The sequence below is a fragment of the Acinetobacter sp. FDAARGOS_724 genome, assembly GCF_013364475.1.
Taxonomy (GTDB): Bacteria; Pseudomonadota; Gammaproteobacteria; order Pseudomonadales; family Moraxellaceae; genus Acinetobacter; species Acinetobacter variabilis.
The window spans coordinates 3,164,801-3,180,665 of record NZ_CP054908.1; the positions used below are offsets into that span (position 1 = coordinate 3,164,801).

14 protein-coding genes are annotated in these 15,865 nt (G+C 41.6%); 5 read left to right on the top strand and 9 right to left on the bottom strand.

What is annotated here, in order from left to right; all coding sequences use genetic code 11:
• Positions 1–5: 5 nt before the first annotated feature.
• From FOC32_RS16560 to acnD, 5 genes are all read right to left on the bottom strand, one after another.
• Positions 6–584: a DUF4126 domain-containing protein gene (locus tag FOC32_RS16560; protein ID WP_034171126.1), complete on the bottom strand. Its 579-nt coding sequence runs from the start codon at positions 582–584 to the stop codon at positions 6–8.
• A gap of 119 nt (positions 585–703) precedes the next feature.
• Positions 704–901: a zinc ribbon-containing protein gene (locus FOC32_RS16565; RefSeq protein WP_312074660.1), complete on the bottom strand. Its 198-nt coding sequence runs from the start codon at positions 899–901 to the stop codon at positions 704–706.
• Positions 902–1,008: 107 nt separating this feature from the next.
• The gene (locus FOC32_RS16570) at positions 1,009–1,908 is read right to left on the bottom strand and encodes a hypothetical protein (RefSeq protein WP_175968103.1); all 900 of its coding nucleotides are present in this window, start codon (positions 1,906–1,908) and stop codon (positions 1,009–1,011) included.
• 157 nt (positions 1,909–2,065) lie between these two features.
• Entirely contained in the window at positions 2,066–2,602 is a 537-nt protein-coding gene (locus tag FOC32_RS16575) for a hypothetical protein (RefSeq protein WP_034171125.1), read from the bottom strand.
• Positions 2,603–2,678: 76 nt separating this feature from the next.
• Positions 2,679–5,285 carry a Fe/S-dependent 2-methylisocitrate dehydratase AcnD gene (gene acnD / locus FOC32_RS16580; protein ID WP_175968104.1) on the bottom strand — a complete coding sequence of 869 codons (2,607 nt, stop codon included), beginning with the start codon at positions 5,283–5,285 and terminating at the stop codon, positions 2,679–2,681.
• 745 nt (positions 5,286–6,030) lie between these two features.
• Between acnD and FOC32_RS16585 the strand changes: the two genes are divergently transcribed.
• From FOC32_RS16585 to FOC32_RS16595, 3 genes are all read left to right on the top strand, one after another.
• The gene (locus FOC32_RS16585) at positions 6,031–8,193 is read left to right on the top strand and encodes a multicopper oxidase family protein (RefSeq protein ID WP_175968105.1); all 2,163 of its coding nucleotides are present in this window, start codon (positions 6,031–6,033) and stop codon (positions 8,191–8,193) included.
• 115 nt (positions 8,194–8,308) lie between these two features.
• Complete coding sequence (locus tag FOC32_RS16590; RefSeq protein ID WP_175968106.1) at positions 8,309–9,034, top strand: YgfZ/GcvT domain-containing protein; 726 nt, start codon at positions 8,309–8,311, stop codon at positions 9,032–9,034.
• A gap of 273 nt (positions 9,035–9,307) precedes the next feature.
• The gene (locus FOC32_RS16595; RefSeq protein WP_034171121.1) at positions 9,308–10,105 is read left to right on the top strand and encodes a tetratricopeptide repeat protein; all 798 of its coding nucleotides are present in this window, start codon (positions 9,308–9,310) and stop codon (positions 10,103–10,105) included.
• A gap of 72 nt (positions 10,106–10,177) precedes the next feature.
• On the opposite strand, the gene FOC32_RS16600 is transcribed toward FOC32_RS16595, so the two are convergent.
• The 3 genes from FOC32_RS16600 to FOC32_RS16610 all read right to left on the bottom strand — a co-directional run bounded on the left by FOC32_RS16600 (position 10,178) and on the right by FOC32_RS16610 (position 13,639).
• Complete coding sequence (locus tag FOC32_RS16600) at positions 10,178–11,104, bottom strand: AEC family transporter (RefSeq protein WP_034171120.1); 927 nt, start codon at positions 11,102–11,104, stop codon at positions 10,178–10,180.
• Between the two features lie 58 nt (positions 11,105–11,162).
• Positions 11,163–12,272 carry an NADH:flavin oxidoreductase/NADH oxidase gene (locus FOC32_RS16605; protein WP_034171119.1) on the bottom strand — a complete coding sequence of 370 codons (1,110 nt, stop codon included), beginning with the start codon at positions 12,270–12,272 and terminating at the stop codon, positions 11,163–11,165.
• Between the two features lie 104 nt (positions 12,273–12,376).
• The gene (locus tag FOC32_RS16610) at positions 12,377–13,639 is read right to left on the bottom strand and encodes a carbohydrate porin (protein WP_175968107.1); all 1,263 of its coding nucleotides are present in this window, start codon (positions 13,637–13,639) and stop codon (positions 12,377–12,379) included.
• Between the two features lie 382 nt (positions 13,640–14,021).
• Here FOC32_RS16610 and mutM point away from each other — a divergent pair, with 382 nt between their 5' ends.
• Both mutM and FOC32_RS16620 read left to right on the top strand, forming a co-directional pair.
• A complete protein-coding gene (mutM, locus tag FOC32_RS16615) occupies positions 14,022–14,882 on the top strand; it encodes a bifunctional DNA-formamidopyrimidine glycosylase/DNA-(apurinic or apyrimidinic site) lyase (protein WP_175968108.1) in 861 nt (286 codons plus the stop codon).
• The gene (locus FOC32_RS16620; protein ID WP_005237136.1) at positions 14,879–15,163 is read left to right on the top strand and encodes a peptidylprolyl isomerase; all 285 of its coding nucleotides are present in this window, start codon (positions 14,879–14,881) and stop codon (positions 15,161–15,163) included. The genes mutM and FOC32_RS16620 overlap by 4 nt, the downstream gene beginning before the upstream one ends.
• 136 nt (positions 15,164–15,299) lie before the next feature.
• On the opposite strand, the gene mscL is transcribed toward FOC32_RS16620, so the two are convergent.
• Positions 15,300–15,737, bottom strand: coding sequence for a large conductance mechanosensitive channel protein MscL (mscL, locus tag FOC32_RS16625; RefSeq protein WP_005237137.1), 438 nt, complete (start codon positions 15,735–15,737; stop codon positions 15,300–15,302).
• Positions 15,738–15,865 lie beyond the last annotated feature (128 nt).

The window sequence follows — 15,865 nt, forward strand, 5'->3', positions numbered from 1 at the left end:
GACTTTTATAAGGCGGAATTTTCTAGCTTGTTTTTCTTTTTTAGACGTATCCAGCGAATTGCCATGATGGCTAGCATTACAACCAGCAAGGCAGCTAGCACTGGCAAAAGCAATGACAGAATGGATAACAGAATAGCCCCGATCCACTCTCCGGTTGAGAGTACCGGATTCGCAACACCGCCCGTGGTGGTAGTTGATAGTCCGCGTGCTGCAACACTGCTCATTTGCACAGCCCCAGCTGTTCCGCCACCGACAATAATCGCTGCGGCCCAAGCTGCAAACTGGGACATTTCTCCACTGCTGGCAGCCATCGTTATCAAGGTTCCGGCCAGCATGGCTGCAGGCGTTGCAATCGTATCGATGGCATTGTCCACCCAGGGAATATAATACGCAGCGATTTCACAGAGGGTCGCGATGGCTAAAGCCAGACAAACTGCCGGCATGGCCAGCCATTCAAAACCGGTCATCGGTTCAAACCAGCCCATCAATGCAGCAATACTCATCACCAGTAAAGGCACAAAAACACGGAAACCACAGGCTGCACTCAAGCCGATACCGATACATAAACCGAGGATTGTTTCCATGCTGCTTATCCTTGAGATTTAGCCATTTTTATGATGTAAATTATACGCTAACAAAAAAGCCCTATCGGGTGATAGGGCTTTTATTTAAAACAGGATCTTCTGTTTTGAATATCGTGTGCTTAGGCAACCTTATCGTTATATTGGGTGCCGAGGCATTTGGTACACGGTGGTAGTCGGTCTGTACCAATTTCTAAGAAGACGCGATGTCCGCATTGAATACAAAAATAGAAACCTGTTCCCGGTTTTGAGCCAGCTGTAACCATCTTTGTTCTCCGTTGTTTTAGAAAATGGTCTAAGCAGTATAACTCTATTGTGATGAATGTCTATTGTCCATTTTTGTAAATGATAGTGTCGTTAAAGCTAAGCGATATTTTTATTTGTGATTTAATAATATTTCGTCGCTGTGCTTAATCACTTTCACTTTCTATGATAAATAGCTTGATAGCATTGGAATAAATGGAGCTAAAAAAGTATATATAGTGACATGATTAGAGAGAAAACTCATTAGCTCACCATATTGGGAAGTATATTCTGGTGTTCCAATTGAGGTTCCTAATTTTTCAATTCTTAGTTCTAGATCGCTAACTAACTCTTCCTCGATTTCAGATTTTCTCAACGTGCTTAATAAATTTAGAAACTCTTCAGGAATTTGAGAGTTATTAATTTCTTGGTGGATAGTGCTGTGATGATTTCCTGAAGCTAAGTTTTGAACATTGCCAGAAATATTAATATTAAAAATTTGACTAACTTGTTCTTGTGGGATTGGGTTGGAATTTAAAGCAGCTTCACCAGCGTCAGGATCCAGAGCTTCGATTTCTAATACAAAACTCAAGATTCTTGTTTTTACAATATCAAGAACTCCTTCTATCTGAGTTGAAGAAATCGACTTCCATGCTTTAATACACACCATATTTTGATAAATAACATATGCGAACTTAGCTATAAAATCTGGACTCCAAGGTTGCTGCAGTATCTTATTCGTAGAATCTTTATCTATTAGAGATTCTAATTCAGCTATAGGGTCCAGTAAGTATGAAGTTGTTAAATCATTCCTAAATTCAGGTGGAAAACATCCTGATGTGATATCAGCATTCCTAAGCCTAGATCCAAAAGAGCCATTAAAATGTCCCTGAGAGATCACAGACAAAATTCTATATTTAGGCAATATCTCTGTTTCTGCATATCCATTTAGTTCAGAATCCACCCACTTTTTGAAATTTTCATTTCCTAGGCAATAGGCCAAAATTTTACATTTTCGTAGCAAAGCAGAAACTTTAGTTGTAGGACTAACTGCTTCGCTTTGAATTTCTCTTAATAAAGACATCATTTTCTCAGTAAAAGACCCTACTTAACAGTAGGGTCTTTTTCAACCAAATTCAATTATCTTTATCTTTTAATATTAAACAATTAGACCTTTTTAAAAAGCTGTAAAAGCACGATCATACCTCACACTTTTTCATTCTAAATATAAATATTTATACTTAAATAAGAGTAAAACTGAAATTTGTTCCTTTAATAGATTTAGAAAAAACTAATTCTGGATAAATTTCTCTAAATTTATTTTCATTAATTAATTTAGATAAATAATCCTCCTCAACTGTAGGATGTAATCCTAAACACCATAAGGATCTTCCAGTACTAGCTTTAGATTCTTTTATTTTTTCATATTTTTCAATGTCTTTAAGCATATAGCGAATACAATTGGATGCATTCTCATGTTGTTTAATTTCCAATGGAATCGAAGACTGTTTGTATTTTTGACGAATCATAAAATCTATTGAGCAAATATATTTATCTTTTGACCTTCGCTTGTCTAACTCATATCTTTTTTCTCTTTCAATTTCAGAAACATCAGGATGACTAAATAAAAAAATCGCAAACTCTACTTGTAACCATATTTCCCATCCACTAATTTTATTCTCTGAAAACTTATTAAGTTTATACACTATATCCTCTTGTGCAAAAAACTCATTTGCTAATTTAGATAAAAACTCTAGATCATCTTTTAATATTTTCATTGTATATACTTATAAAAAAGCCCCACTCTAAAGTAGGGCTTTTATTGAACAATTACAACAACTTTAGTTTTAAATTTTAAGCAATTGAACCTTCCAAGAAATCCTGTGCAAAACGTTGTAATACTCCACCCGCTTCATAGACAGAAACTTCTTCTTCAGTATCCAGACGGCAAGTTACCGGCACTTCAATGGTCTGTTTCTTACCATCTTCAGTCGCACGCTCAATCACCAGAATTAAAGTCGAACGAGGCGCAATATTACCAATTACGCTATACAGTTCAGTACCATCCAGCTTCAAAGTTTTACGATCTGTACCCGGCTTAAACTCAAGCGGAAGAACACCCATACCGACCAAGTTTGTCCGGTGAATACGCTCAAAACCTTCAGCCACAATCGCTTCTACACCTGCCAGACGCACACCTTTTGCTGCCCAATCACGGCTTGAACCCTGGCCATAATCTTTACCTGCAACAATGATGAGCGGTTGCTTACGGTTCATGTAGGTTTCAATCGCTTCCCACATACGCATCACTTCACCTTCCGGCTCTACACGCGCTTTAGAACCTTGTTTGATGGTGCCGTCAGAACGTACCACCATTTCGTTATACAGCTTTGGATTTGCTAGAGTTGCACGCTGTGCAGTCAGGTGATCGCCACGGTGCGTTGCATAAGAGTTGAAGTCTTCCTCAGGCACACCCATTTTCGCCAGATATTGACCCGCTGCTGAATCCAACACAATCGCGTTTGATGGAGATAAATGATCGGTAGTGATGTTATCGCCAAGGATTGCTAAAGGACGCATATTCGCAAGGGTACGTGGTGCAGCCAAAGCTCCTTCCCAATATGGCGGACGGCGGATATAGGTACTTTGCGGACGCCAGTCATACAGCGGACTTGCAGCTTTCTCACGCTCACCTAGATCAAACATCGGAATATAAACTTTCTTGAACTGTTCTGGCTTCACGGACTCTTTCACCAAAGCATCAATTTCTTCATCCGATGGCCAGATGTCTTTCAAGTAAATCGGATTGCCATCTTTGTCTGTGCCTAGGGCATCTTTCTCGATGTCAAAGCGGATCGTACCGGCAATCGCATAAGCCACAACAAGCGGTGGAGATGCCAAGAAGGCTTGCTTCGCATAAGGATGGATACGGCCATCGAAGTTACGGTTACCAGACAATACCGCTGTCGCGTACAGGTCACGGTCTATAATTTCCTGCTGAATTTTCGGATCAAGCGCACCCGACATGCCGTTACAGGTGGTACATGCATACGCCACGATACCAAAGCCTAGTTTTTCCAGATCCTTCAGTACACCTGCCTCTTCCAAGTACAATGCAGCCGCTTTAGAACCCGGAGCAAAAGAAGATTTCACCCAAGGTTTACGCACCAGGCCAAGCTCATTGGCCTTACGTGCCAACAAACTTGCTGCCACGGTATTACGCGGGTTAGACGTATTGGTACACGAGGTAATCGCCGCGATGATGATTGCACCATCTGGCATTAAGCCATCAGTACGGTTTTCTACCACACCTGCAATGCCTTTTTCTTTCAGGTCAGATGTTGATACACGTGCATGCGGATTCGATGGACCCGCTATGTTACGAGTTACGGTAGACAAGTCAAAACGCAGTACACGCGGATATTCTGCCTGCGTCATTTCTGATGACCACAGACCAATCTCTTTCGCATAGGTTTCAACCAGTTTAACCTGTTCAGATTCACGACCAGTCAGAGTCAAATAATCGATGGTGTTTTGATCGATATAGAACATGGCCGCAGTTGCGCCATATTCCGGTGTCATATTGGAAATCGTGGCACGGTCACCGACTGACATGCTGTCTGCGCCTTCACCGAAGAATTCCAGATAAGCACCAACCACACGTTCCTTACGCAGGAATTCAGTTAAAGCCAGTACGATATCGGTTGCGGTAATGCCCGGCTGACGTTGTCCTACCAGTTCGACACCGATAATGTCCGGCAGACGCATCCACGATGCACGGCCCAGCATCACATTTTCAGCTTCCAGACCACCCACACCAACAGAAATCACACCCAATGCATCGGTATGTGGGGTATGAGAGTCTGTGCCGACACAAGTATCTGGGAATGCCACGCCATCACGGTTCTGAATCACCGGTGACATTTTTTCCAGATTGATCTGGTGCATGATGCCATTACCAGCAGGAATCACATCGACATTTTCAAACGCAGTTTTGGTCCATTCAATAAAATGGAAACGGTCTTCATTACGGCGGTCTTCTACTGCACGGTTTTTCTCAAATGCATCTGGGTCAAAGCCGCCGTATTCTACTGCTAATGAGTGATCGACAATCAGCTGGGTTGGAACCACTGGATTAACTTTAGAGGGATCACCGCCCTGATCGGCAATCGCATCACGCAGACCGGCAAGATCGACCAGTGCTGTTTGCCCTAAGATGTCATGACACACTACACGCGCCGGATACCAAGGAAAATCATGTTCCTGTTTACGCTCAATCAATTGGCGTAAAGACTGTTCTAAAATCGTAGGCTCGCAACGGCGTACCAGCTGCTCGGCCAGCACTTTAGATGTATAAGGAAGTTTGGCATATGTGCCTGGCTGAATATCTTCTACGGCTTGTCGCACGTCATAATATTCCAGCTGGGTACCTTGCAGCGGTTTCCGGTAGTTATTGTTCATAGCTTGCCTGCCCTCTTTCATTACTCTTTTTATTCATCAAAATATCTTGATGACTTGTTTTTTAATAAAGGCATTGTACGCTGTCGAAAGTCCATTTCCCAAATCTTATGATTTTCAAAAGCTTAAATACTAAAAATGGTATTTTTACCGAAATTTATAACTCATACTTTAGAATTTTGACTCCAAATTGCATTTTTTCTGAAAAATAGGCCTAAATCTGTCTCATTCTTTAGTATGAGATGTTGATAAAAGTATGAAAAATAATCGTTTTATTCGAATCAGTTTAAGTATAAATTTCATATGAAATCAAAGCTTAGAATTTTTTAATTTTAGAAATAGCTCATTTAATAAAAAGCTGAATCTATGTTTTCTATTTCAGTGTTAAGCGTAGCTCTTAACCAGAAATAGTAAATTTCATTGCAGATATTGCTCGATGAGCTTAGGCGAAAAAAATCATTTTTCAGGTTCAACATACCCCGAAATAAGTTACATTCTCAATTCCATATATTTTTTAAGACTTTCTTACAATTTTGGAAATACGTTAAATATTTATAAGGTATTTATGCATAAACAGGAGCTTATGAAGTACATTCCTTTCTAAAATACTTTATACACGTCATTTCAGCCTACCATCTGTCGTCTTCCCCCTAATTTGGTGATAACAGTCTGTATCTCAACTTTGTAAATCTACCCTCGAATTACTTCACAACAACACTTATCACAAAAGCACATAAGGGTGATTACAATGATACAACTCGCCATTATTGGTATCGTTGCTGCAGTGATCGCGGTACTGGCAGCAAGCTGGAATGGAGGTAAAAACCCTTCCAATCCTAAACCGCCAACTCCCAACAATCCTAACCCACCAACCACTCCCAATAATCCCAACAACCCACAACCTTCTCCAACAACACCTGATACATTGATTAGCAATCCGCCACTATTGCAAAAAAATTCCAAAGGCACCCATGAACTGATCGTCGCTTATAAAACCGGAAAGATTTACAATCCGAGAAATAGTACCTGGGATCAACTGTTCGTCAGAGGTTATCTCACTAATGCCAGCTTGTTTAACAAGAAAAAAGCTGGAGAGTCTGTTGAAGACCTTTTAGTTGGTCCACAAATCCGGGTCAAACAAGGTGAAACCCTGAAAATTAACCTAAATAACCAGCTTCCACCTGAACAGAAAGCCACCTGCCCAGACAAAGTGGATAATGTGAACGATCCACATTGCTTTAATACTACTAACTTGCATACCCATGGCTTCTGGGTAAGCCCTCAAGGCAACAGCGATAATGTTTTCCTGAAATTTAAACCTCAGGAAAAATTTGACTATCAGTACAAAATGGAGCCGAATCATCCGGCAGGAACCTACTGGTATCATGCCCATCTGCATGGCTCAACGGCTATTCAGGTATCGAGCGGTATGGCAGGCCCATTAATTGTAGAAGGCTCAAGAACGCCAAAAGTAAAAAATGGCAAAGTCACTGAAACAGGCGATATGGACATTTTATGGAAAGAAAAAAATAGCTATCCAAATGAAAACATCCTGCTATTCCAGCAAATTCAATATCGATGCTCTAACCCTGACCCGGATGTAAAATTCGATATTCCTAACAATTGCGAAGGTAAAGGCTTAGGATTACTGGAAGATTATAGAGATATCACTAATCTTGGCTCTTGGGCCGGCCAGAACTTTTATACGTCTATCAATGGTAAAGTTTTAGGAGAGATTAAAGTTGAACAGAATGCATTTAATCGCTGGCGCATGATTCATGGTGGTGTACGCGACACCATTGGTTTGATTATTAAAGAACTGCCAAACTCCAGTAAATTTAGCGCCGCAGACACCCTTAAAGCCTGTCTGGCATATCAGGAAGCAGATCCAAAAGAGTTTAATGAGAGTTTAAAAAGCTTACCTGTTTATACGATTGCTCAAGATGGTTTGACCATGACTCAGGTACAGCGCAGAACACTGTCTGTGTTCCAGCCTGGTTATCGTCATGATGCAATGGTCACCTTCCCAACCACCAACAAATACTGCATTTATGACTCCAAATTAAATATTGAGGAGGAAGTGAATGCACCGATCCCAACGGGTCAAATTACTCCTCAACTAGCTCCGAACCATCCTTTCAATGCTCAACTACTGGGATGGGTCAATGTACAGGCAAGCAAGACAAAAGCACAGACTCCTGCCCAGTTCCTGCAAGAGCGTGCAAAAAAAATTGGTTTAAGCAAAGAGATTCAGACTCAGTTATCCAAGCTTGATCTTACTGCCTTTACTGATCATCCATCATTGATGACTCCAGCAATTGACAAGCTGGTTGCCTCCAGACCGAAACAGTACAGTAAATTTGAGCTGGCTTTCGCAAATGGTCTTAAATTTGGCTTCCGCCATAAAGAAGATGGTGACTTACTCAGTTTTGGAGATGCATTTGATAGCGAAGGATCAGTCGGTCGGACACATGCCAAAGATCCGGATCGTGAATATGTACGTCAGTTACAAATTGGACAGACGGATGAATGGGAACTGACGACCGAAGCTTTTGGTGGCCATCCTTTCCATATTCATGTTAATCCATTCCAGATTGTTAAAATCTTAAAAACTGTCACTGGCCCTAATGGCGAATCCAAAGAAGTTGATGTGAGTGAATTAGCGCCTGATGATAATGATACAGATGATGTGCAATATCGTGGTATGAAAGGACAATTCAAGGATACCCTGTTTATCAAAGCGAACTATAAATTTATTCTTCGAAGCCACTACAAGAAATTTGAAGGCGATTTTGTACAGCACTGTCATATCCTCGATCATGAAGATCAGGGCATGATGGAAACGGTGCGGGTCTGTGGAGGCAAATTCCCTTGTGATTCACCTCTGCCAACCTCATCTCATCATCACTAAGTAGACACTCTTTAAAAGGCCAACGATCCCGATTGTTGGCTTTTTTGTTTGCCTCTATTAAATGCTTGCTGCACAATAGCTTGATTGATTTTTAGTATTCAAACTGAGGCTGATCATGGCAACATCTCCTGCTTTTACCTTATTTACGCTGAATGGAGTAGATGCGCAAAAATTCCTTCAGGGTCAAGTCACTTTAAATGTCGAAACACTGGCTGAAAACCTGACTCGCTATACAGCGATCTGTAGCTTGAAAGGACGTATCCAGTTTGGTATCTGGTTGAAAAAAATTAATCCGGAAAGCTTTGAAATTGTCAGCCCTGAAGATCAGGCAGCAGAACTGGCCAGCCATATTAAAAAGTTTGGCGCTTTTTCAAAAATGAAACTGGAACAGGTTGGCCCGGTTTATCCAGTTATCAATGATATCCAGACTGATTTTTTTGAAACTGAAACGGATATTATCCTTTGGCAACAGCAAGCCATTACCTCAGGTCAGGCCTGGATTCAGGCAGCTACTGCGACCCTGTTCCAGCCACAGGAATTGCGTCTGCATCAACGTGAAGGCATTCACTATGACAAAGGCTGTTATCTGGGTCAGGAAGTGATTGCACGTTTATGGTTTAAAGCTAAGCCAAAACACTGGTTGCATTTGATTCAAGGTACAGGTGAAGCACCTGCTGTTGCGACCAAGCTGCACAATGACATCGAAGTGGTCAATAGTATTGGTACAGATCAGGGTTATCAGGCTTTAGTGGTTGCCAAACCTGAAGCATTGGCTGAGCTGGATGTACAAGTTCTTGAATTGCCTGAAGCTTTAAGTGGTGATGTAGCACGTCCACAATAACTAACTGTTCTCTTGATGCAAAAGCCAGAATTCAATTCTGGCTTTTTTATTTTTATTAGGCTAAACAATTAAATACACAAAGATTGACTAAATAAAACACACCTTAAACCGAGCACGCTTTTATTGATTCATCTCCTTTATGATTCTCAAATAATTTGTAATTAGTCACATATTCAGTATTTACAAAGCCTGAAATCGTCTTATGATGTAGATGAAAACGACAAAAATCGCACCATGGAATTAGGTGTTAGAAAAATTAAGGTTATCGGAACAATGAAAAAATTAGTACTTGCTGCAATTCTTGCTGTGTCCAGCCAATTTGCCCTCGCAACCACTTCAAATGCCCCAGTTGATCCTCAATTTGCCAAAATTGAAGAGATGGTGAATGCTAAGAATTTCAAGGGTGCCTACGATGCTTTAAGCAAATTGGCCAGCCAGGGAAATGCACAAGCCATATATAACTTAGGCTATTTAACGCAAACTGGCCAAGGCACGGCCAAGGATGAAAAAAAGGCCATCCAACTATATGAACAGGCTGCCAGCAAAGGTTATCCGGTGGCCAACTATGTACTGGGCAAGAATTATACTGGTGGTACTTTAGGTCTTAAGCAGGATTTGGGCAAAGCCAAGCAATACCTAGAACGCGCATCGGCAGCCAATTTTGATGAAGCGACGGTAGATCTGGCTATACTTTTATTTGCTGAAGGAACAACAGCTTCTGACCAGCAGGCTTTGAAAAAATTACAGCCTCTTATTAGCAAGGGTAATATGCCGGCCATTCATGCCAAAGCCTTATATGACATCAGCAACGGCTTTAAAACCAAGAATGAAAAGCCGATCCAGCAAGGCTTGAGCAGTATTCAGGATCTGGCGAAAAAAGGCTATATCCCTGCCCTGATGGCGATTGGCAATATGTTTGCCAACGGTAGTATTGTTCCGCAAAACCTACCTGAAGCGAAAAAGATCTTTGCAGCCCTAGCACAGGAAAATATTCCTAAGGCCAGAGAATCTCTAGCAGCAGTGGATAAAATGATTGCCGAGCAGAAAAAAGCACCTGCCAAAAAAAGTTAATCAAATTTTATCAAAATAAAAAAGCTCCTGTTGGAGCTTTTTTATGGGCTATAGATTTATAAGCCAGCTTGGTTAACTCCACCACAAAGTAATAAGTCCACTGGCAACCACAAAACCTGCAAGGGTACTCATTAATAATGGCGTTAGAGTCCGCTCATTGAGGCCGTACGCCTGCCCTAACATACCAAAAATCGTTGGCATAGGTAGGGCTGCGATCAAGGTACCCGCATAGATCATTTCCTGACTTAAATGAGTCAATCGACTCAGGCCCAGATACATCAGGATCGGCATCAGGATATTGCTGGAAAATACCAAATAGAAGCTTTGCAGATTCACATATTTCAGACTCATGCCCACGATTCCGCCACCAATCGCGAACAGCGCCAAAGGTGAGGCAGTCTGTCCAATCATGGCAAAGACCTGATCCAGATAAATTGGCAGGCGAATTTCAAAAATCGCACAGGCCATACCCAGCATCACCCCCATAAATAAAGGGTTCTTAAACAGCATCAGAATAGCACTTTTCACAAGACTCCCCAGATTGGCTTGATGTTGGGTACCGAGTGCAGCCAAGATTAAGACCATCGGAATCAGAATCATGCTTTCAATAATGACCACCAATGAGGTATAGGTCATCGCATGCTGTCCCACCAATAAAGTGAGTACTGCTGTACCAATCAATCCGGTATTGGACATCGCTGCGCCCAAGGACAGAACAGCACTATGCGAAGAGGTATTCTTGAACTGACGGCGCATCAGCCAGAAGCTGAAACCATAAAGTAATAAAGTGACAGAGGTATAGATCGCAAAGTATTCAAAATACCAGATTTCATGCAGATCTTTAGAGGCTAGAAACTGAAAGAACAGTAACGGTAAGGCCACTTTGATGACAAAGGCCCCTACCATTTCAACCTGTTCTTTTTTTAGAATTTGACATCTCACACTCAGGTAACCTAGTGCCAACAATAAAAATATAGGCACAATTACCGCAATAATCATATGAAATGTCCTGTTGTTTGAGATGCGTTATTATAAGCCTTTCTAAGAAAAAATGGCCTTAAAACGATTCAAACAACTGATTTAAGCCATGCGGTGCAGAACGTAAATATTGTGGAGAAATTGCTATTTTTTCATCCAGCGTTACTGCAGCATGCCAAGGCCAGCGTGGATCATAAAGCAAGGCACGTGCAATCGCGATCGCATCAGCCTGTTTATACTCCAGTATGCCTTCTGCCTGCTGTGCATCGGTAATTAGACCCACTGCAATGACTGGAATATTTACGTCCTTTTTAATCGCTTCAGCAAAAGGGACCTGATAATTTGGATGCACATCAATTTTCTGGTCGACATGTAAACCTGCACTCGACACATGAATATAGACTGCACCCAGTTTCTCCAGAGCTTTGGATAGTTCAACTGAAGATTTTACATCCCAACTTTCTACGCCATCCATCCAGTCTGTTGCTGAGATACGAACACCAATTGGAAAACCTTCTGGTACTGCAGCTTTAATTGCTTCAAATACTTCAAGCGTCAGACGAATACGGTTTTCAAATGAACCGCCATATTGATCCTGACGATGATTCGATAACGGTGACATAAACTGATGCAGCAAATAACCATGTGCTCCATGTAGTTCAATCAGTTCAAAGCCTGCTTCAACCGCTCGCTTTGCACTGGCAGCAAAATCCTGAATCACTTGTTGGATTTCATCAACACTTAAAGACTTAGGTGGATGTTCATGAGCCTGGAAAGGAATATCACTGGCAGAGACAGTTTGCCAACCGAGTGCATGATCTGGGGCAAACTGCCCTTTGCCACCCCAAGGTTTATCTGTAGAAGCTTTACGGCCTGCATGTGCAAGCTGTATGGCAAAAGGCATAGGAGAAATTGACTTGACCTTTTGCAATAAGGTTTTGATCTGACTGGCTTGCTGATCATTCCAAAGCCCTAAATCGGCATAACTGATACGCCCTTCAGGCTGTACAGCGGTGGCTTCCACAATGCAAAGACCTGCACCGGATAAGGCATAATTGGCCCATTGTTGTTCATGCCAGTAAGTGATTTCACCTTGCACGGTTGCAGAGTACTGACACATCGGGGCAATCACAATTTTATTTTTAAGTTGCAATGATCCAAACTGAACCGACTGAAATAGTAGTGACACGCGGTATTCCCTCTTTTTGTGAAGTGGCTTTTCAGAACTTTTTACTAAAAAATAAAAAACAGGCTCTGATGAGCCTGTTTATTTATAACGTGATTAAATTCTTTTTAGAAGATCACTCGTGTAGTCAAACCTAACACCAATGCATTATCGACTTTGTTGCTAGACCCCGGATTTATAACGTATTGCAGGTTTGGACGTAACATCAGCCATTTTGTTGCGTTATAGCTGTAGTTGAGTTCGATATTGTATTCGGCACTCGCATCATATACTGGACGTGAATCTGCAAAGCGGTCATTTACATGTACGCGGTTAACTGCCAGACCCAAAATATCATTTGGCTGGCTATCCACCAGACCAATATATTTCAGACCCAACTGTTGTGAATTATCTACTTTATTGGTATCACGGTCATGCCAGGTAAAGTTAGCGAATGAGTGTAAGCCCTGACGGCCATTACCTGTTGAAGTCAACTGCTGCTCTACAGCTAACCAGCCCGCAAAGGTGCGGTTTTTTCCTTCACCTGTCGCAACATCTTTCTGGTTGGCAACATCATCAGCAGTGTTATACATACCGCCTACACGATAGCTGCCAGGCAAACCATTTACTAATGATTTTGGTGTCCAGATTACTTCTGCAGGAATCGTCACGCCATCAGCATTGTCGGTATCCAGACTCCAGCCGTGACCTTCTTTAGCACCATTGCCGTTATCTGGATTAAATTCATAAACACCGACTTGTACAGCAACGTCAGGGTTTAGCTGCTGTTTTACACGTGCACCCCATTGTGCGACTGGGGTATTCATCCAGATATTGCCTTGCCATTTGCCCATCTGCGCAGCACAAAATGCTGTACTGGCAAAATCACAAGCCATCACGTTGAAGTCCATACCCAGACCCAGACGACCAGCTTTAATACTCAGGCCTTGTTTCTTATAGTTCTTTTCAATTGAAAGTTCGGTTAAACGGCTGTCCTGATTACCACGACCAAATGTTCCTTGAACATTGGCCCATTGAGCTGCATCACCTTGTAAATCACGTACCGATGTACTTTGTCCCTGACGCGCAGTCGCAACTGCACGAACAGTTACGCCATCCCAGCCAGCCAGTTTTTCCATGTCTAACTGTGTACCTAACCATAACTGTGCTGAAGTTAAAGGATCAGCTCCTTCATTACGGCCGCCATCAGCCAGATACGCTGTATCTGTCAGCAAGTTTGCTTCAAACTTGATGCCTTGTTGAGCAAGTTCAGTACGTTTTCCATTCCAGTCGCCTAATAGGTACTGCCCTTGAGAATCAAATGCAGACTCAGCCTGCGCAGAGGTCATGGCTGCCATCAATGGCAATAAAGCTAGACTTAACTTTTTCATATAAAACCTAAACATATAGAGAGAGTAAACGCAACCTGATGCATGCCCTGTGTGACTTGATACAGAACGTTACATAACTTTTCACTTAAAAACTCAGCATTTTTTTTATTATTAGTAAAACTTTAAGTTATAAGAAAAGATATTTTATATAACAATAAATTTACATATTTTATATTTTTCAGTAAGTTAAATACTAAAAATCAACCAATATATTTCCTGTTTTTATTATTTGAATCTAAAACCATCTCAATATTAAAGTTTATTTTTTAACCAATTGTTAAAATATTTTTGAATGCCCTGCTCATAACTTCTATTCAAACAGGACTTGCATTCAGACTTAAAACGCCCAATATTAGCCTCATGATATTAGCTGCTAAGTGTTATGCCTGAATTACCCGAAGTTGAAACCACCAAAACCAGCCTCCTTCCCCTTCTTAATCAGCAAGTGCTAAAAGTTGAAGTGCGTCAGCCTAGTTTACGTTGGCCAATTCCTGATGATCTCGCGCGTCTGCAAGGACAACGCCTGATTCAGCTTACGCGTCGCTCCAAATATATTTTGGCGCAATTTGAACAGGATACGATGCTCTGGCATCTGGGTATGTCAGGCAGCTTTCGCTTGTGTGAAACCAATGAAGAATTGCGCAAGCATGATCATCTGATTATTCAGTTTGAAGAGATCCAGCTGCGTTACCATGACCCGCGCCGTTTCGGCTGTATTCTCTGGTTAAATGCTCAATCACAAAGCAAACTGATTGATACGCTTGGGCCGGAGCCATTAAGCGATGCTTTTAATGCCGAATATCTATTTGAAAAACTAAAAAATAAAAACGTTGGCACCAAAGTTGCAATTATGGATAACCATGTCGTGGTCGGCGTAGGCAATATCTATGCAACTGAAAGCCTGTTCAATATGGGTATTCATCCGGCCCAGCCAGCCTCAAGTTTGAGTTTCGAACAGATTGAAAAACTGGTGGTTGAGATTAAGCGTATTTTGAAACAGGCGATTGACTCAGGTGGTTCTACTTTACGCGACTATACCAATGCCATGGGAGAAAATGGTTATTTTCAGCAGACGCTGCTGGCTTATGGCCGTGCAGGAGAAATGTGCGTGAACTGCGAAACGACACTGCAAAATATCAAGCTCGGCCAGCGTGCATCAGTTTATTGTCCTGAATGCCAGCCGCTAAAAAAGGTCAAGCTTTCACCTAAGCGTATGGTTGCTGTACGAGGTAAGAAATCATGAAGACCGCGATTGTCCGTCATATTCTGGTTAAGGATAAAGATACTGCCGAACAGCTTAAGAAAAAGATTCTGGCAGGTGCAGATTTTTCCAAAATTGCCAAACAATATTCGACCTGTAACTCTGCCAAACGTGGTGGTGAACTCGGTGAAGTAAAAAAAGGCCAACTCGTTCCAGTGATTGATAAACTGGTTTTTACTGCTGCAGAACATGTTCTACATGGCCCAGTCAAAAGTCAGTTTGGTTTTCATCTGGTAGAAATCAAGTTTCGGATGGATTTTTAATTTTATAAATCCCTCCCAACCTCCATTTAAGAAAGGGAGGAGTCCCCCTTTGAAAAAGGTGAGAAGCACTGCTTCGCAAGGAGGGATTCAATAAAAAACGGCGCACTCAGCGCCGTTTTTTATTTACTCGAAAAGCTTAAGCTTCAGGACGTTTTTTTAGCTCGTCACGGATTTCACGTAATAATGCAATATCTTCCGGAGTAGCTTCTGGCTCTGGTTCTGCTTCTTGTTTACGGCGTAGTTTGTTCATCAGTTTCACCAACCAGAACACCACCCATGCCAATAACAGGAAATTAATGAGAATGGTCAGGAAATTACCATAAGCAAAGACATTTAGACCTGCCGCCTGTGCCGCAGCCAGATTGGTCACATTATTTGGATTATCACCTAATACGACAAACCAGTTAGAGTAATCAACATCACCACCCAAGATCCAACTCACGACAGGCATGATGATGTCTTTCACCATAGAATCGATAATTTTACCGAAAGCACCGCCAATGATCACGCCCACTGCGAGATCCATGACATTGCCTTTTACCGCAAATTCTTTAAATTCTTGAATAATGCTCATAAAGTCACCAGTATTTTTATGCAATTTTGTGATGGATTATACATTAGTTAGGGATTTCTATTTAAAACTAATTTATTAAGTGTATGTAATTTCTACCCAATAAAAAAGCCGCTGAACTGATTCAGCGG